Origin of the sequence: Micromonospora sp. NPDC049679, assembly GCF_040659735.1 — a bacterium.
GTDB lineage: Bacteria > Actinomycetota > Actinomycetes > Mycobacteriales > Micromonosporaceae > Micromonospora_I.
The window spans coordinates 216,495-233,608 of sequence record NZ_JBFANZ010000002.1 but is presented as its reverse complement, the minus strand read 5'-3'; the positions used below and the strand labels follow the sequence as shown (position 1 = coordinate 233,608).

Sequence of the window (17,114 nt, the reverse complement as noted above, 5' to 3'; positions counted from 1 at the left end):
CATGCGCTGGTCGTACCATCGCAGCCATGACGGGGCACGTGACGGCGCCAGCTGCGGCTTTGGCGGATCAGCTGCCGAGTTGGGTGACGCTGCTGCGCGCGCCCAACCCGGGGCCCATGACGCTTGAGGGCACCAACACCTGGGTCCTGCGCGCCCCCGGCGCGCGCGACGCCGTGGTCATCGATCCGGGGCCGCTCGATCCGGGGCACCTGGCCGCGATCGTGGCACATCAGCCGATCTCGTTGATCCTGCTCACGCACGGCCACCCGGACCATGTCGAAGCGGTCGCGGAGTTGGCGCAGCGGACGGAGGCCTCCGTCCGGGGGCTGATGGAAGGCGTTCAGCGGCCGGACGACCCGCCGACCGACGGGGAGTTGTTCCGGGCGGCGGGTCTGACGATCACCACGGTGGCCACGCCGGGACACACCGCCGACTCCGCGTGCTTCGTGGTCGAGGGCGGCAGCGAGCGGGCCGTGTTCACCGGAGACACGATTCTCGGCCGGGGCACGACCGTCGTCGCGCATCCGGACGGCGACCTCGGCGACTACCTGCGGAGCCTTGACCTGCTCTCCGCGTACGACGACATCCCGGCCCTGCCCGGTCACGGCCCGGCGCTGGCCGACTGCGCCGCCGCGGCGCGCTTCTACCTGGCGCACCGCCGCGCCCGGCTCGATCAGGTCCGGCAGGCGGTGGCGAGCGGGGCGCGCACCGCTCCGGACGTGGTCGCGGCCGTCTACGCGGACGTGGACCGGTCGTTGTGGCCGGCGGCCGAATGGTCGGTGCGGGCCCAACTCGCGTACCTGGATCAGGCAGGCCGGGAATCCGGCGCGGGGTTCGTGGGGTTGGACACACCGTGACTTGCGCAGTGTGCGGAACCGTAGCCGTGCCAGGCGCGCGCTTCTGCCACAACTGTGGCGGCGCGTTGCCCGCCGCGGCGTCCCTCCCGGCAGCCGAACGCCGCGTCGTTACGGTGCTTTTTGGCGATTTATCGGACTTTACCTCCTGGTCGGAGGACCTCGACCCCGAGCGGGTCGGCGCCGTCACCGACCGGGTGCTGGCCGCGCTCGCCGGCGCGGTCAAGACCTTCGGCGGACACGTCGACAAGCTCACCGGCGACGGCATCATGGCGGTCTTCGGCGCCCCCGTGGCGCACGAGGACGACGCCGAGCGCGCCGTCCGCGCCGCGCTCTCCATGCAGCGTGCTGTCCGGCGGGTCCTCGACGACGAACGCGGCGGCGGCGCGCCGCTCGGCCTGCGCGTCGGCCTCAACACCGGAGACGTCGTCGCGGGCATCCAGGCCGCGATCGAGTACACGGTCATCGGCGACACCGTCAACACCGCGGCACGGCTGGCCGACGCGGCCGCCATCGGCGCGGTCTACGCCGGCGCCACCACCGCCGCGGCCACCCGGCACGTGGCGTCCTGGCGCCACCTGCGGCCGCTGCGACTCAAGGGCAAGCGGGAGCCGGTCGAGGCGTACGAACTCCTCGGCCTGCACGACGCCCCCGGCACGCGCTCCGGCCTCGGTGACGAGGCGCCGTTCGTCGGCCGGGACGCCGAGATCGGACGGGTCGCGGGCCGGCTCGCCGAGGTCGTCGACCGCGGCGAGCCGCGGGTACTGGTCATGACCGCCGAGGCGGGCATCGGCAAGTCGCGGTTCGCGGCCGAGGCCGAGCGCTTCGCCGCCGGCCATGACGTCGGCGCCGCCGGCCGCCGCGCCACCCACACCGGTGCGCGCGTGCTGTCGGTGCGCTGCGCCGCCTTCGGCGAGCGCCGCCGGCTCGCTCCCCTCGCCGATCTGGTCCGGATCGCCGTCGGCCTGCCGACCGACTCGGCGACGGCCGTCACCCGGCCCGTCGTCGAGGAGCGGCTGCGCCGGCTCGGCCAGCGACTCGCCCGGGTCGGCTCCGACGCGCCGCCGATCGCCGATGACCTCCTGCTGGCCCTGCTGGGCTACGGCGACCTCGCCGCCCAGCACGGCGTGCCGGCGACCCCCGAATGGGGCGCCGAAGTCCCCGCCGACGATGCCGAGGCCGTGCCGATCGCGGTGGCGGAGCTGCTGAGCGCGCTCGCCACGGAGACGCCGTTGCTCCTCGTCGTCGACGACCTGCACGATGCCACGCCGGACACGGTCGAGGCGCTCGGCGCGATGCTGTCCCGACTCTCCGGCCCGGTGCTCGTACTGCTGCTCGGTCGTCCCGAGCTGGTGCGCACCGCCGGCACCCTGACCCGGGTCGCCGACGCCGAGGTCTATCCGCTGCCGCCGCTGCGCGGGGGTGACGCCGGCCGGCTGCTCGCCGCGTATCTCAACGGCGGCAAGCTGCCGCAGGCCGACACGGACCGGCTGCTCGCGACCGCGCAGGGCAACCCGTTCTACCTCGCCGAGCTGGTGACCCTGCTGATCGAGCGGGGCGCGCTGACCGAGACGGCCGAGCGCACGTCGGCCGGGCGGGAGGCGCCGGGCCAGGGCGGTCAGGCGGCCGGAATGTGGCGGTTGGCGCCGGGTTCGCTGGGCAGTCGTCTGCTCTCCCGTGACCTCGCCGCCGTGCTCGCCGCCCGCATCGACGCGCTCCCGCCCGACGCCCGGTCGGTGCTGCGCGACGCCGCCGTCATCGGTGACACGGTCCCCGCCGGCACCCTCGAGGCGTTGCGGGAGCGGCGGAGCGGGCGGGACGGGCGGCCGGCCGCCGTGGTCGCCGTCGAACTGGAGCGCGCCGTCGACGAGCTGCTGCAGCGCCGCATGCTGCACCGCACGCGTGGCGGGTTCACCTTCGCGACGCCGCTCATGCGCGAGGCCGCGCACGCCGGGATCGGCAAGGCCGACCTCGCCGAGCGCCACGCCTACCTCGCTAGGTGGGCCGCGCCCCCGACCGGAGAGACGCGCCCCATGGTCCGCGCCGCCGACGCCACCGCGCGTCCGCCCGGCATGCCGGCCGCGACCCGCGACGAATTCATCGCCCACCACGTCGAGCGGGCCGCGACGCTCGCCGACGCCGTCGGGCTGCGCTCCGACGCCACCGCGCGGACGGTCATCCCGCTGGGCGTCGCCGCGCTGGGCCGCGCGACCCGCCGTGCGGTCGGCGCGGGCGAGCCGGCCCTCGCCGTCGAATTCGCCGAACGTGCCGTCGCGCTGGGTGAGGAATCCGTGCCGAGCGCGGACCGGCTCGTGCACGCCCGCGCCCTGCTGCAGACCGGGCGGCCCGCCGACGCGCTGGCCGACGCGGAAAAGATCCTGGCCAACGCCGGTGACGACGCCGCCAGTCGGGCGGGCGCCCTGCTTGTCAGCGGTCGGGCGCAGCGGGCCCTCGGTGAGCTGCAGCGGGCGTCTGCCGCGTGGCGCGAGGCGCTCCGGGTGGCGACCGACGCCGGGTTGCCGGCCGAGCGCGCCGAGGCGATGCGCCGGCTGGGCATGGCCGACTTCCTGAGCGGACGGTTGGCGCAGGCCAGCAGCAGGTTCGCGGCCGCCTACCAGGTAAACGTGGCCGCCGGGGACCGGCGTGGACAGGCGTGGTCGCTGCAGAACCTCGCCTGGGTGACCACCACCCGGGGCGATTTCGCCGGCACCGACGCCGTGCTCGGACGGGCCGCTCGACTCTTCGCCGAGCTCGGCGACCCGGTCGGGCGCGCCTGGCTGCGCGGCACCACCGCGTTCGCCCGGCTGCTCGCCGGCCGGCTCGGCGAGGCGCGCCGGTTGGCCCGGATCTTCCTTCCCTTCGGCGAGCGCGTCGGCGAATCCTGGGCCGTCGGCACGCTGCAGGCCGTCGAGGCGTTCGCCTCCGCTGAGCTGGGAGAGCTGGCCGAAGCCGATCGGGAGGCCCGCCGGGCGTACCGCGACTTCGCGGCCGGTTCGGACGACTGGGGCCGGGGCTTCGCGCTCGTCGTGCGCGGCGCGGTCGCGCGCGGGCTGGGCGAGACGGAGCACGCCATCGACCTGTTCACCGACGCGTTGGAGTACGGGGAGCGGGTCGGTCACCCGCTCTTGACCGGAATGGCCGGCACACTGCGTGGGTTCGTCTCCCTCGAACGCGGAGACGTCGAGGGGGCCGAACGCGACGCCCGCGCCGTGCTCACCTCGGTGGAGCCGCACAACCCGCTCGCCGCCGCGCAGGTCGGTCCGCGGGTGCTGCTCGCGATGGCACGACTGACCGAGGGGGACGCGTCGACCGCGATCGGTCTGCTCGCCCCGATCGCCGCCTCCACCAACGCGCCCTCGCTGCTCTTTCCGCGCCGGCTCGCGTTGGCCCGGTACGCGTCGGCGCTGCTCGCCGACGGGCAGCAGATCCAGGCGTTGGACTGGGCGCGGCGGGCTGTCGCGGTGCCGGCCGAGGACGTACGCAGCCGGGTCGTCGCCAGCGGTGTGCTGGCCGAGGCGCTCGCGGCGAACGGCCACGAGGAGGAGGCCCGCGGGGTCGCCGACGAGGCGGTCCGGTTGGCGTACGCCACGGAGCAGTCGAGTGAGCGGGCCGAGGCCGAGGCGGTACGCGCCCGTGTCGCCGGGAAAGAGCCGACGGGTTGGTCCGACCCTGCCCAACCTGGCGATTATCTGGCGGCGTCGGGACCGGTAGCCTAGATCGACATCGGGTCCACTGCGGACGCCCCCGGTCGCCGGAAGGACCGCACATGAAGCTGCCCCGCTCCGTTCCAGGATGGACGGTCGCCGTGTTCGGCGTGATGGCGCTGCTGTTGGGGGCGGTGGGGCTGGTCTTCCCGGACGTCCTGCTCCATCTGCTCGGGTTCGAGGTGCTGCCGGCGGTCGAGCGGGCCACCGGCGACCACACCCGTACGTTCATGGCCGCCTCCTCGATGGCGTCGCTGAACATGGGGGTCTATTACCTGGTGGCCGCCGGCACCGACTGGCAGCCGTTCTTCTCGTTCAGCGCGGTGTTCCGGATGCTGACGTTCGCGGTGTTCACGCTGCTCGTGGTCATGGAGGTCGCGCCGGTGCGGTTCATCGGGGTGGCGCTCTGGGAAGGGCTCGGCGGGTTGGTCACGGGGGCCGCGATCTGGCACGGGCGGCGGCGCGCCGGGGCGGTCGCGACGCCCGCAACGGACGGGGCGCAGTGATGCGTCGGAGCCCTTGGGTACCTTTTAACCCGTGACCGATACCCCACCAGGCGCGCTGCCGGTACCGGTGGTGCCTGGCCTGTCGGATTTATCGGTCTTTGCCCGGGGTGGCTACGCGACCGTCTACCGCGCGACCCAGGGGTCGGTGGGGCGTGCGGTGGCCGTCAAGATCGAAAACCGCACACTCGACAGCGAGCGCGATCAGCAGCGTTTCCTGCGCGAAGCGCGTGCGGCCGGGAAGCTCTCGTCGCACCCGCACGTGGTCGACCTCTTCGACGCGGGCGTCACCGTTGACCAGCACCCTTACCTGATCATGGAGCTCTGCGACGGCTCCTACGCCGACCGGATGCGCACCTCGCCGCTGAGCGCCTACGAGGCCCGGGACGTGGGCGCGAAGATCGCCGACGCGCTGGTCGACGCCCATCAGCTCGGGGTGCTGCACCGCGACGTGAAGCCCGCCAACATCCTCTACTCCCGTCTCAACAAGGCGTCGCTCGCCGATTTCGGGCTGGCCGTCCTCGCCGAGGTGCGAGACCCGTCGGTCACCCTCGAGGCGCTCACCCCGGCGTATGCGGCGCCGGAGATGTTCCGGCACTGCGCGCCCTCCCCGGCGGTCGACGTCTACGCCCTCTGCGCGACGCTCTACGCGGTGATGCGCGGCCGACCGCCGCGCTGGCGCGACGAGCGCAACCCGAGCCTCGTGATGCTGCTCGAACTCTTCAACGAGCCGATCCCCGATCTGCCGGGCGTGCCGCCGGCCCTCACCGAGGTGCTGCGGTGGGGCATGGCCAACGACCCGGCCGCCCGTCCGTCGGCGGAGCAACTGCGGGACCTGCTCGTCGCCGTCCCGCTGCCTGCCCCGGCTCGTCCCGGTCCGGCCACGGCCGCGCCGACGGGTGCGCCGGTCTCCGGCGCGCCGGTGTCGGGGACCCCCTTCACCGGCCACCCGGCCTCCGGCGGGACCCCGCCGGCCGGATACGTCCCACCCGCTCCTTCCTGGGGGCTGCAAGCCGTCGTGCCCCTCGGTGACGAGACCCCGACGTTGCAGACGACCGTCCGTCGCCGTCGTCGGCTTCCCTGGTTCCTGGGCGGCGCCGGCGTCCTCGCGCTCCTCTCCGTCATCGGGCTCGGCGTCTGGCGCGAGGTCTCTCCCGGCAACGCGCGACCCAACCCTGTCGCGCAGACCCCGGTCGGACCGACCGCGACCGCGACGGCCACGGCCGGCGGCGGGGCGCTCCCCGGCTGTCTCTCCCCGCTCAGCGGTGGCGTGCGCTGTCCGACCGAGATCGAATGCTTCGGAGCGGCACAGGCGTCCGGCCGGGAGTTGCGGGCTGAACGCGTGCCGTGCACGGGCCGGCACACCTGGGAGACGTACGCGCTGGGCGACCTGCCGGACGCGGTGCCGGCCACCGACCACAGCGCGGTCACGAAGGACCGGACGGTGCGCCAGGTCTGCGGCGAGACCAGCTTCCGGGCGGTGACGCTCCTGATGGACGCCGGTGGCTGGCGATTCGAGGTGCTGCCGCCGGACGCGGAGGCGGTGGCCGACGGTGACCGCACCTACCGTTGTGTGGCCGGTAAGGGCACGGACCAGCTCACCGGTCCCACCCTCGCCCGCTGACCGCACCGGCACACGCGTGCTAGTAGGACTTCTCCTGGTTGAGCACGTGCTGGGCGACGAAGTTGAGGATCATCTCGCGGCTGACCGGGGCGATCCGCCCGGCCCGTACGGCGCCGAGCAGCGTGGCGACTCCGTACTCGGTGGTCATGCCGTTGCCGCCGTGCACCTGGATCGCGGTGTCCACGGCGAGCGCCGCCGCGTCCGCGGAGGCGTACTTGGCCATGTTCGCCGCCACCCCCGCCTCCACGTCGCGGCCGGCGTCGTAGAGCGCGGCCGCCTTCGCGATCATCAGCCGGGCCAGCTCGACCTGGACGGCCGCGTGCGCGAGCGGATGAGAGACGCCCTGGTGGGCGCCGATCGGACGGCCCCAGACGCGGCGGGTCGCGGTGTACGTCGCGGCGCGCTCCAGGGCGTAGCGGGCGGTCCCCGCCCCCATCGCGGCCACCGTGATCCGTTCGGGGTTGAGCCCGGCGAAGAGCGCCGGCAGACCGGTGGACTCGTCGCCGACGAGCGCCTCGGCGGGGAGCCGGACGTCGTCGAGATAGAGCAGCCACTGGTTCTCCGGCGAGACGATCTCCATGTCCAGCTTGGACGAGCTGAGCCCGGCCGCGTCGGTCGGCACGATGAAGAGCGCCGGCTTGAGCCGCCCCGGCGTCGAGACTGGGTCGCGGCCACCGTCGGCGACCCTCGCCACGACAAGCACGTACGAGGCCTCGTCGACCCCGGAGATGAAGCACTTGCGCCCGGAGAGGACCCAGCCGTCGCCGTCGCGGCGGGCCACGGTGCCCAACCGGTGGAAGTTGGAGCCCGCCTCCGGCTCCGTGATGGCGAACGCGACCTTGAGCGAACCGTCCGCGAAGCCGGGCAGGAACCGGGCGCGCTGCTCGTCCGTGCCGTGCCGGGCGATCACCGTCGCGGCGATCGCCGGGGAGACGACGAGCAGCAGCAGCGGGCAGCCCGCCGCCGCGAGTTCCTCGCACACGATGGCGAGCTCGGTGATGCCGCCACCCCCGCCGCCGTACTCGGCGGGCACGTTGACGCCCAGATAGCCGAGCTTGCCCGCCTCGGCCCAGAGTTCCGTCGTGTGTTCGCCCGCCTTGGCCTTGGCGACGAAATAGTCATGACCGTAGCGGCGGCCGAGGGCCCGCACGGCGTCGCGGAGTAGGTCCTGTTCCGGGGTGAGGTCGAAGTTCATGGGGGGTGCCTCCGACAGCAGGATGGAATTACTCGGGGGTGAGAACCGCCAGGATCGCGCCGGTGTCGACCTGCGCGCCGGCGCTGACCGGCAGGGCGGCGACGACGCCGGCCGACGGGGCGTGGACAGGGTGCTCGAGCTTCATCGCTTCGAGCGTCATGAGCAGTTCGCCGGCGTGCACCCGCTGGCCCGGCACGACCAGGACCCGGCCGACCGCCCCGGGCAACGGCGCGGTCAACGAGCCCTCGGCGGCGTCCGGTGCCGGCGCGGGGAAGCGCGGCAGCTCGACGAGGCCGGCTGAACCCTCCGGGCTGTCCACGTAGGAGACGTCGCCGACCCGGTGGACGTCGAAGGTCAGCCGGATCCCGTTGACGTCGAGCACCACCCGCTCGGGATCGGCGGCGACGATCGCGACGAGCGGGTGATCGTCGGTCACGGTCGGCTGGCCCAGGCCGGCGACGTCGAGCTCGTCCCGGTCGACCGCCCGCACCCACCAGCGGGACAGCTCGCCCGCCCGGTCCAGCCGGTAACCGACCTCGACCGGGCCGGACGGCCCGTCGTACACCGCGACCTGCGACGTGGCCGGGACGTTGCGCCAGCCGGACGGGAGCCCGGCCAGCACGGGCGCCGTGGCGCGGCGTGCCGCGGCGCCGGCAAGGGCCGCCGCGAGGCAGGAGACCCGGACCGCGTCGATCGACGACAGCAGCGGCGCGAAGACCTCCGGATGCGTGTCGAGGAAACCGGTATCGATCTCGCCGGACCGGAACGACGGATGGCGCAGCACCCGGACCAGCAGATCGCGGTTGGTGACCACGCCGTGGATCCGGGTACGGGTCAACGTCGCGGCGAGCAGCCGGGCCGCCTCGTACCGGGTGGGTGCCCAGGCGACGAGCTTGGCCAGCATCGAGTCGTAGTGGACGCCGATCACCGAGCCGTCCCGTACCCCGGAGTCGAGCCGGAGTCCGGGCTGGGCGAGCGGGCGGAACTGCCCCGCCACGTCGGGCACGTGGAAACGGTGCAGCGTGCCGGTGGACGGCAGCCACGCGTACGCCGGGTCCTCGGCGCAGAGCCGTACCTCGATGGCGTGTCCGCGCATCGGCGGCGGGGCGGTCAACGGCAGCGGGTTGCCCTCGGCGACCAGCAGCTGCAGGCGGACCAGGTCGAAGCCGGTGACGCACTCGGTGACCGGGTGTTCCACCTGGAGCCGGGTGTTCATCTCCAGGAAGAAGAACTCGCCGGAGGGAGCGAGCAGGAACTCGACGGTTCCCGCGCCGACATAGCCGACCGCGCGGCACGCGCTGACCGCCGCGGCGCAGAGCTGCTCCCGCAGAGCCGGCGTGACCGCGGGCGACGGCGTCTCCTCGACGATCTTCTGGTGCCGCCGCTGGATGGAGCACTCCCGCTCGCCGAACGGCACCACCGTGCCGTGGGTGTCCGCGACGACCTGCACCTCGACGTGCCGGGCGCGCTCGACGTACCGCTCCATGAAGACGGTGCCGTCGCCGAACGCGCCGGCCGCTTCCCGCCGGCCCGAGGCGATGGCCTCGGCGAGCGACTCGGGACCGTGCACGATGCGCATGCCCCGGCCGCCGCCCCCGGCGGACGCCTTCACCAGGACGGGAAACCCGGTGACCTCATCGGGATCGGTCCAGGTGGGGAGCATCGGCACGCCCGCCTCGGCGAGCAGCGTCTTCGCCTCGATCTTCGAACCCATCACCGCGACCACCTTGGGCGGCGGTCCCACCCAGGTGAGCCCGGCGTCGACCACGGCGGCGGCGAACTCGGCGTTCTCGGAGAGGAAGCCGTATCCGGGGTGGATCGCGTCGGCGCCGGTCTTCCGGGCGGCCGCGATGATCAGATCGCCGCGCAGGTAGGTCGCGCTGGGCGCGTTCCCCGGCAGATGCACCGCATAGTCGGCCTCGGCGACGTGGGGTGAGTCGGCGTCGGCGTCGGAGTAGACGGCCACCGTCTCGATGCCGATCAGCCGGCAGGTCGCGAAGACCCGACGGGCGATCTCGCCCCGGTTCGCCACGAGAAGTCGTCGGATCATGGGTGATCCCTCACATCCGGAAGACGCCGAAACCATCGGCGCCCCTGACTGGTCCGCTGTGGATGGCCGAGAGGGTCATCCCCAGTACGGTTCGGGTGTCGCGGGGGTCGATCACCCCGTCGTCGTAGAGCCGCCCGGAAAGGAAGAGCGCCGCCGACTGCGACTCGATCTGCTGCTCGACCATCTGCCGCATCGCCTGGTCCGAGTCGGTGTCGTACGGCTGTCCCTTGGCCTCCGCCGCCTGTCGGGCCACGATCGAGAGCACCCCGGCGAGCTGTGCCGGCCCCATCACCGCCGACTTGGCGTTCGGCCAGGTGAACAGGAAGCGTGGCCCGTACGCCCGGCCGCACATGCCGTAGTTGCCCGCCCCGTACGAGGCGCCGAGGTTGACGGTCAGGTGCGGCACGGTGGAGTTCGAGACCGCGTTGATCATCAGGGCGCCGTGTTTGATGATCCCGCGCTGCTCGTACTCCGCTCCGACCATGTAGCCGGTCGTGTTCTGCAGGAACAGCAGCGGGGTATCGGCGGCGTTGGCGAGCTGGATGAACTGCGCAGCCTTCTGCGCCTCCTCGGAGAACAGCACGCCACGGGCGTTGGCGAGCACGCCGACCGGATAGCCGTGCAGCTCGCCCCAGCCGGTGACCAGCGCCGTTCCGTACGCGGGCTTGAACTCGTCGAACTCGCTGCCGTCGAGGATGCGGGCGAGCACCTCGCGCGGGTCGAAGGGGACCCGCAGATCGGCGCTGGCGACGGCGAGCAGGTCCTCGGGGTCGTACTTGGGCGGCGGGGGGAGCGGGGTGCGCGGCGCCGGCCCCTGCTTGCGCCAGTTGAGCCGGCGCAGGCACTGCCGCGCCAGGCGCAGGCCGTCCCGCTCGTCCTCGGCGAGAAAGTCGGCGAGCCCGGACGTCGTGGCGTGCATCGCCGCCCCGCCGAGCGACTCGTCGTCACTGATCTCGCCGGTCGCCATCCGCACCAGCGGCGGTCCGGCGAGGAAGACCTTGGCCTGGTTACGCACCATGATGGTGTAGTCGGACATGCCCGGCACGTACGCGCCGCCGGCGGTCGCGTTGCCGAAAACCACCGAGATGGTCGGGATGCGCGCCGCCGAGAGCCGGGTCAGGTCCCGGAAGACCTCACCCCCGGGAATGAAGATCTCCGCCTGGCTGGGCAGGTCGGCGCCGCCGGACTCGACGAGGTTGACCAGCGGCAGCCGGTTGGTCAGGGCGATCTCGCCGGCCCGGCGGGTCTTCTTCAGCGAGTACGGGTTGACCGCGCCGCCGCGCACGGTCGGGTCGTTCGCGATGATCACGCATTCGACGCCCTCGACGACGCCGATGCCGGTCACCACGCTGGCGCCGACGGGAAAATCGGTGCCCCACGCGGCGACCGGCGAGAGCTCCAGAAATGGGGAGTCCTGGTCGAGCAGTAGCGCGATCCGCTCGCGCGGGAGCAGCTTGCCGCGGGCGTGGTGGCGGGTCACGTACTTCTCCCCGCCGCCGGCCTGCGCGGTCCGCAGCGCCGCGTCCAGCTCGCCCAGGCGGGACAGCATCGCGCCCCGGTTCTCCAGGTACGCCGGATCGCGCGGGTCGATGGCCGAGGTCAGTACGGTCACGTCACATCCCCATGCCCTTCGCGATGATCTCGTTCATGATCTCCGTGGTTCCGCCGCCAATCGCCAGGATCCGGGCGTCCCGGTAGTGCCGTTCCACCTCGGCGTCGCGCAGGTAGCCGAATCCGCCGTGCACCTGCACGGCCTGGTCGACGACCCAGGAGCACGCCGAGACCGCGATGTTCTTCGCCATCGCCACCTCGGTAACGAGTGGCTCGCCGGACTCGACACGGAATGCGACGTAATGGACATATGTCCGCGCTGCGGCCACCCTCGCGGCCATCTCGGCGAGCCGGTGCCGGATCACCTGCCGGGTCGACAGCGGACGGCCGAAGGTCTGTCTGTCGCGGCACCAGGCGAGGCTCAGGTCGAGGCAGCGTTGCGCGGTCGCGTACGCCTGGACGGCCAGGGAGAGCCGCTCGGTGGCGAAGTGGCGCATGAGCGCGGCGAATCCGGCGTTTTCGGGGCCGATCAGGTTGGCGGTGGGGACGCGTACGTCGACAAAGGACAGCTCCGCGGTGTCGGAGCAGTGCCAGCCCATCTTTTCGAGCCGCCGGCCGACCGTGAAACCCGGCGATCCCTTCTCGACGACCAGTAGGGAGACACCGGCGGCCCCCGCCCCGCCGGTCCGGACGGCCGTGGTGACGAAATCCGCCCGCACTCCGCTGGTGATGTAGGTCTTCGCCCCGTTGACCAGGTAACTGTCCCCGTCGCGACGGGCGGTCGTGCGCAGCGCGGCGACGTCGGAGCCGCCGTCTGGCTCGGTCACCGCGAGCGCGCCGATCAGCTCACCGGCGAGGGTGGGGCGCACGTAGCGGTCGATCAGCACACGGTCGCCGGCGCTGACCATGTGCGGCAGTGCGATGCCGTGGGTGAAGAGCGCGGCGACCAGACCGGACGAGCCGCCGGCCCGGATCAGCTCCTCGGTGACCACGATCGTGTCGAGCAGTGTGCCGCCACCGCCGCCGACCTCCTCGGGGAAGCCCGCGCCGAGCAGACCGATGCGGGCCGCGCGGGCGTGCAACTCACGGGGGATCTCACCGGCCCGCTCCCAGCCGTCAAGGTGGGGCAGCACCTCCCGGCGGACGAACGCCGCGGTCAGCTCCCGCAGCTGCCGCCGCTCATCGGTGTCGAAGGGGTCCACGGTCAGCGCCGCCGCTCACGACGCGACCTGGGCGGATGCCCGGCCGGCGCCGGGCGGTCCGGCGAAGGCCTGCGCCACGTCCAGCCACTCGTCGGCGACCGGGCCGGTCGCGACCAGGGACAGGTCGGCGCGGTGCCGGCGCTGGGTGACCAGCAGGCAGAAGTCGAGCGCCGGACCGGCGAGCCGGTCGACCGCGTCGGCCGGGCCGTACACCCAGAGCTGTCCGTCGGGCGCGATCAGCTCGACCCGGACCGGCGCCGTGGGCGCCGGCCGGCCATGGGCGACGAAGCCATGACCAAGGGTACGGACGCCGAGGTGGACGATGTGCCGCAGGCGCGCGGTCGGGGTGCGGGCCACGCCGAGCGCGTCCGCCACGTCCTGGCCGTGCGCCCAGGTTTCCATGATCCGACCGGTCGCCATCGACACCGGCGACATTCCCGTGCCGTACCAGGGCAGCTTCACGCCGGCCGGCGCGGCGGCCAGGGCCTCGGCGAGCGCCGTGCGCCCGGCCCGCCAGCGGGGCAGCAGCTCGGACGGGGGCGCCAGGTATTCCGCCGCCCCACGGTCGACGAAGCCGTCGGGGTCGGCGGCGCCCGCCGACAGCGCTGTGAAGAAGGCGTCGGGGTCCGTCGCCGACAGCAGCGCGACATGGTCGGTCCAGGCGAGGTGGGCGATCTGATGCCCGATGGTCCAGCCCGGCGCCGGGGTGGGAACGCCCCACTGCGCGTCGGTGAGCGGAGCGACCAGCGCGTCGACGTCGGCCGACTCGTCGGCCAGGTCGGTGAGCAGGTCTGCGAGTTCGACCATGAGCGTTCTCCCAGGGGGGTCAGGGGGGTCAGGGCTGGACGATGGCGGCGAGTTGCCGCTTCCACGCCTCGAGCAGGGCGGAGCGGCGGGCGGAGTCGTCGGAGAGCAGGTTGGCCACGCCGAGGCCGCGCAGCAGGTCGAGGGTGGCCTGGACCGCCTCGCGTACGCCGGGGGCGCGTTCGTCGACGCCGAGCAGGTCGACGGTGAGCCGGTGCATCTCGCGGCCGACCCGGGCCTCCAGTGGCACCAGGGCGTCACGGAGATGCGGATCCGTGCGGGCGGCGACCCAGACTTCGAGGGCGGCGACGAAGAGCGGCCCGGTGAACGCGGCGGCCAGCATGTCGATCAGCCGGTCGAGCCGTCCGGGGCCGGCGGGCAGACGCACCGCCTCGGCCCGGATCTCGGCGGCCCGACGCTCGGCGAGATGCTCGACCGCGGCGATCACCAGTGCCGCCTTCGTCGGGTAGTGGTGCAGCTGCGCGCCGCGGGAGACGCCGGCCCGGGTCGCGACCAGCGTCGTGGTCGTCCCGGACCAGCCCTGGTCGACCAGGCACGCCACCGTCGCCTCGAGCAGGCGCGCCCGGGTCGCGCGGCTGCGCTCCTGCTGGGGGACGCGGGTCGGCGCGGTGGGCATGGGGCCAGCCTGCCCCCAGGTAAAAAAACAGTCAAGACTGCTTGTTTTTCGCCGCTCCGAAACGCGTCAGCCCGCCTCGGTCGGACGACCGGGCGGGCTGACGGCTGTCTGGACTCAGACGCGGGCGCGGCGGGCCAGACGCTCCGGGTCGAGGATGATGATGCTCTTGCCGTCGAGGCGGAGCCAGCCGCGCGACGCGAAGTCGGCGAGCGCCTTGTTGACCGTCTCGCGGGACGCGCCGACGAGCTGCGCGATCTCCTCCTGCGTGAGGTCGTGGGTCACCCGCAGCACGCCGCCGTCACGCGTGCCGAAACGCCCCGCCATCTGCAGCAGGTTCTTCGCCACCCGGCCCGGCACGTCCGTGAAGATCAGGTCGGCGAGCGCGTCGTTGGTCCGGCGCAGCCGACGGGCGAGCACCCGCAACAGCTGCTCGGCGATCTCCGGCCGGTTGTTCAGCCAGGGACGCAGCGCCTGCTTGCGGAGCCGGGCGAGCCGGGTGTCGGTGACCGCGGTGGCGGTCGCGGTGCGCGGCCCGGGGTCGAAGAGCGACAGCTCGCCGACCATGTCGGACGGCCCCATGACGGCGATCAGGTTCTGCCGTCCGTCAGCGGCACGGCGGCCTACCTTGATCTTGCCGGACAGCACGATATACAGGCTGTCGCCGGGCTCGCCCTCGTTGAAGACGATCTCGCCCTTGCGGGCCTCGATCGTCTCCATCTCCTTGGCGAGCGCCTCGGCCGCTTCCGGGTCGACGCCCTGGAAGATCCCGCTGCGAGCAAGTACCTCGTCCATTGCGCACCTCCGCCGCGCGCGCCGCCTCCGGCCGGCTCTCCAGCCGGCGCCGTGTCGCGCGCAGTCAGTCTAGGTGCACGTCGGTCGGAAACGGACGTGCACCCCTGGAATGTAGATCCAATAGCGTAGCTGACCCACCCCGGAAACCTCTTCACATCCGGCCTCGACCGCGGACGTGTCCGCAGGTCGGACCGTCTCCGTCGACCGCCCGGCGCTGCGTCGGCCCCGCCGGGCCGTAGGGTCGCCGGGTGCCCACCGACCCCCGCCTGACCACCCGACGCGAAGACGGACGCGACGTTCCGCTCCTGCTCTGGCGCCTGACCGAACCGATGCTCGCGGTGAGCTCCGCGCCGCTCGGCGGCGGCATCGGCGTACGGCAGTGGGTGCTCAACGCGACGGTGCCGATGTCGTACCGCCGCGACGACCCGGACGTGCATCTCGCCGAGCTCGCCGGCGCACTCGGCCTCTCCGGCCCCGGCGTCGGGCTGCTGACCGGTGTCGACGTCGCCCTCGCCGAGACGGCGTCCGACACCGGCGTACGGGTCTGGGCGACCGTCGGGCTCGGCGCGCCGACCTGGGCCGCCGCGCCCGAACCCTGCGGCCCCGGCGTCGACCCGGTCCACGTCGGAACCGTCAACATCGTGGTCTGCGCGCCCGTCCGGCTGAGCGACGCCGCCCTGGTCAACGCCGTCGCCACGGTCACCGAGGCGAAGGCGCAGGCGCTGTGGGAGCTCGGCCTGCCCGCGACCGGCACCGCGACCGACGCGGTCACGATCCTCTGCCCCGTCGACGGGCCGTCCGCCCCGTACGGCGGGCCCCGGTCGGAGTGGGGCGCCCGGATCGCCCGCGCCACCCACCGCGCCGTGCTGGCCGGCGGGGCGGCCGAACGGCAGCCCGAAATGCCGTGGTCGGTTCGGCACGATCGCTGATCCGGATGGGCCGGACGGCCATGGCCCCGCGGACGGGGCCGCAGGTATCGTCTCGTCGATGTCTCACGCCGCCCCGCACCCGCCCCGTTCCGGCCAACCCCGGCGTACCCCCGCCCACCGGCCGGTTCGCGCGCTGAGCGCGCTTCTGGTGATCGCGCTCGCCGCTCTCGGCGGGATGACCGCGTGCGGGGGCGAGCCCGCGGGCAGGGCGCCGCTGTGGCAGGAGGCGGCGGTCGACGGACCGGGCCCCTCTCCGGCGGCGGCCGCGCCGGCCGCGGGCGCGCCGGCGAGCGGGAAGAAGGCCATCTCGATGTCGGCCACCGGCGACATCGTCATGGGCAATGTCCCCGGCAAGCTCCCCGCCAACGACGGCCAGGGCTTCTTCGACGCGGTCAAGGCCGCCCTCGCGGCGGATCTCGTGATGGGCAACCTCGAGGAGCCGCTCACCGACGACACCGGCACTTCCAAGTGCGGCCCCAAGAAGTCCGACGACTGCCACCAGTTCCGCGCCCCGCCGGCCTACGCGGGCCACCTGCGCGACGCCGGCTTCATGCTGCTCAACCAGGCCAACAACCACGGCAACGACTTCGGTCCGGCCGGCTACCGCAACACCCAGAAGTCCCTCGCGGACCAGGGGCTCAAGCACACCGGGGCGCCGGACGAGATCACGGTGGTGGAGGTCGAGGGCGTCACGGTCGCGATCGCCGGTTTCTCCGCGTACGCCTGGAACAACAGCCTCGTCAACATCAGCGCCGCCGAGCGCGTCGTGAAGCGGGCCGCCACCATGGCCGATCTCGTCATCGTGCAGGCGCACATGGGCGCCGAAGGCGCCGACAAGACGCGCGTGAAGCCGGGCACGGAGATGTTCCTCGGTGAAAACCGCGGCGACCCCGTCAAGTTCTCCCACGCGGTGATCGATGCGGGCGCCGATCTGGTGGTCGGGCACGGCCCGCACGTGTTGCGCGGGATGGAGTTCTACAAGGGCAGGCTCATCGCCTACAGCCTCGGCAACTTCGCCGGCGGCGGCGGGACGCTCAGCAACAGGGGCCCGCTCGGTCTGGGCGGCGTGATGAAGGTGTCGCTCACCCCCGATGGCAGTTGGGCCGGTGGCGAGTTCGTCTCCACCTACATGAACGGCGCAGGGAAGCCCACCATGGACACCGACGACCGGGGGCTCGAACTCATCCGCACCGTCGGCGCCTCCGACTTCCCGACCACGGGCGCGCAGTTCGACGACGACGGCAAGATATCGCCGCCCGTGAGCTGAGC

12 protein-coding genes and 1 pseudogene are annotated in these 17,114 nt (G+C 73.3%); 6 read left to right on the top strand and 7 right to left on the bottom strand.

All coding sequences use genetic code 11. From position 1 onward, the window contains the following. Positions 1 to 26: 26 nt before the first annotated feature. From AB0J06_RS02785 to AB0J06_RS02770, 4 genes and pseudogenes are all read left to right on the top strand, one after another. Positions 27 to 857, top strand: a complete 831-nt coding sequence (locus AB0J06_RS02785) for an MBL fold metallo-hydrolase (RefSeq protein ID WP_357423877.1) — start codon at positions 27 to 29, stop codon at positions 855 to 857. Next, positions 854 to 4,504: pseudogene (locus AB0J06_RS02780) on the top strand (adenylate/guanylate cyclase domain-containing protein); the annotation flags it as partial. The gene AB0J06_RS02785 and the pseudogene AB0J06_RS02780, both read left to right, overlap by 4 nt. Positions 4,505 to 4,620: 116 nt before the next feature. Continuing rightward, positions 4,621 to 5,064, top strand: coding sequence for a hypothetical protein (locus AB0J06_RS02775; RefSeq protein WP_357423875.1), 444 nt, complete (start codon positions 4,621 to 4,623; stop codon positions 5,062 to 5,064). A gap of 31 nt (positions 5,065 to 5,095) precedes the next feature. After that, entirely contained in the window at positions 5,096 to 6,685 is a 1,590-nt protein-coding gene (locus AB0J06_RS02770; RefSeq protein ID WP_357423873.1) for a protein kinase, read from the top strand. A gap of 19 nt (positions 6,686 to 6,704) precedes the next feature. On the opposite strand, the gene AB0J06_RS02765 is transcribed toward AB0J06_RS02770, so the two are convergent. The 7 genes from AB0J06_RS02765 to AB0J06_RS02735 form a co-directional block, all read right to left on the bottom strand. Continuing rightward, entirely contained in the window at positions 6,705 to 7,880 is a 1,176-nt protein-coding gene (locus AB0J06_RS02765; RefSeq protein ID WP_357423871.1) for an acyl-CoA dehydrogenase, read from the bottom strand. 28 nt (positions 7,881 to 7,908) lie between these two features. Next, on the bottom strand, positions 7,909 to 9,930 hold the full coding sequence (locus tag AB0J06_RS02760; RefSeq protein WP_357423869.1) for a biotin carboxylase N-terminal domain-containing protein: 2,022 nt from the start codon (positions 9,928 to 9,930) through the stop codon (positions 7,909 to 7,911). A 10-nt stretch (positions 9,931 to 9,940) separates the two neighbouring features. After that, positions 9,941 to 11,542, bottom strand: coding sequence for a carboxyl transferase domain-containing protein (locus AB0J06_RS02755; RefSeq protein ID WP_357423867.1), 1,602 nt, complete (start codon positions 11,540 to 11,542; stop codon positions 9,941 to 9,943). A 1-nt stretch (position 11,543) separates the two neighbouring features. Beyond that, positions 11,544 to 12,683 (bottom strand): acyl-CoA dehydrogenase family protein, encoded by a 1,140-nt coding sequence (locus AB0J06_RS02750; protein WP_357423865.1) that lies wholly within the window; start codon positions 12,681 to 12,683, stop codon positions 11,544 to 11,546. A 15-nt stretch (positions 12,684 to 12,698) separates the two neighbouring features. Beyond that, positions 12,699 to 13,490 (bottom strand): TIGR03084 family metal-binding protein, encoded by a 792-nt coding sequence (locus tag AB0J06_RS02745; RefSeq protein ID WP_357423863.1) that lies wholly within the window; start codon positions 13,488 to 13,490, stop codon positions 12,699 to 12,701. Positions 13,491 to 13,518: 28 nt separating this feature from the next. Then, complete coding sequence (locus tag AB0J06_RS02740; protein ID WP_357423861.1) at positions 13,519 to 14,124, bottom strand: TetR/AcrR family transcriptional regulator; 606 nt, start codon at positions 14,122 to 14,124, stop codon at positions 13,519 to 13,521. Between the two features lie 114 nt (positions 14,125 to 14,238). Then, positions 14,239 to 14,916 carry a Crp/Fnr family transcriptional regulator gene (locus tag AB0J06_RS02735; protein ID WP_357423859.1) on the bottom strand — a complete coding sequence of 226 codons (678 nt, stop codon included), beginning with the start codon at positions 14,914 to 14,916 and terminating at the stop codon, positions 14,239 to 14,241. Positions 14,917 to 15,164: 248 nt separating this feature from the next. On the opposite strand from AB0J06_RS02735, the gene AB0J06_RS02730 reads away from it, so the two are divergent. Both AB0J06_RS02730 and AB0J06_RS02725 read left to right on the top strand, forming a co-directional pair. Beyond that, positions 15,165 to 15,845, top strand: a complete 681-nt coding sequence (locus AB0J06_RS02730; protein WP_357423857.1) for an adenosylcobinamide amidohydrolase — start codon at positions 15,165 to 15,167, stop codon at positions 15,843 to 15,845. Positions 15,846 to 15,903: 58 nt separating this feature from the next. Then, complete coding sequence (locus AB0J06_RS02725) at positions 15,904 to 17,112, top strand: CapA family protein (protein ID WP_357423855.1); 1,209 nt, start codon at positions 15,904 to 15,906, stop codon at positions 17,110 to 17,112. Positions 17,113 to 17,114 lie beyond the last annotated feature (2 nt).

Coding starts and splice junctions, on each gene's coding strand:
- AB0J06_RS02745 (WP_357423863.1), bottom strand. CDS start 13,490: ATGGTCGAACTCGCAGACCTGCTCACCGACCTGGCCGACGAGTCGGCC.
- AB0J06_RS02765 (WP_357423871.1), bottom strand. CDS start 7,880: ATGAACTTCGACCTCACCCCGGAACAGGACCTACTCCGCGACGCCGTG.
- AB0J06_RS02775 (WP_357423875.1), top strand. CDS start 4,621: ATGAAGCTGCCCCGCTCCGTTCCAGGATGGACGGTCGCCGTGTTCGGC.
- AB0J06_RS02740 (WP_357423861.1), bottom strand. CDS start 14,124: ATGCCCACCGCGCCGACCCGCGTCCCCCAGCAGGAGCGCAGCCGCGCG.
- AB0J06_RS02785 (WP_357423877.1), top strand. CDS start 27: ATGACGGGGCACGTGACGGCGCCAGCTGCGGCTTTGGCGGATCAGCTG.
- AB0J06_RS02760 (WP_357423869.1), bottom strand. CDS start 9,930: ATGATCCGACGACTTCTCGTGGCGAACCGGGGCGAGATCGCCCGTCGG.
- AB0J06_RS02735 (WP_357423859.1), bottom strand. CDS start 14,916: ATGGACGAGGTACTTGCTCGCAGCGGGATCTTCCAGGGCGTCGACCCG.
- AB0J06_RS02725 (WP_357423855.1), top strand. CDS start 15,904: ATGTCTCACGCCGCCCCGCACCCGCCCCGTTCCGGCCAACCCCGGCGT.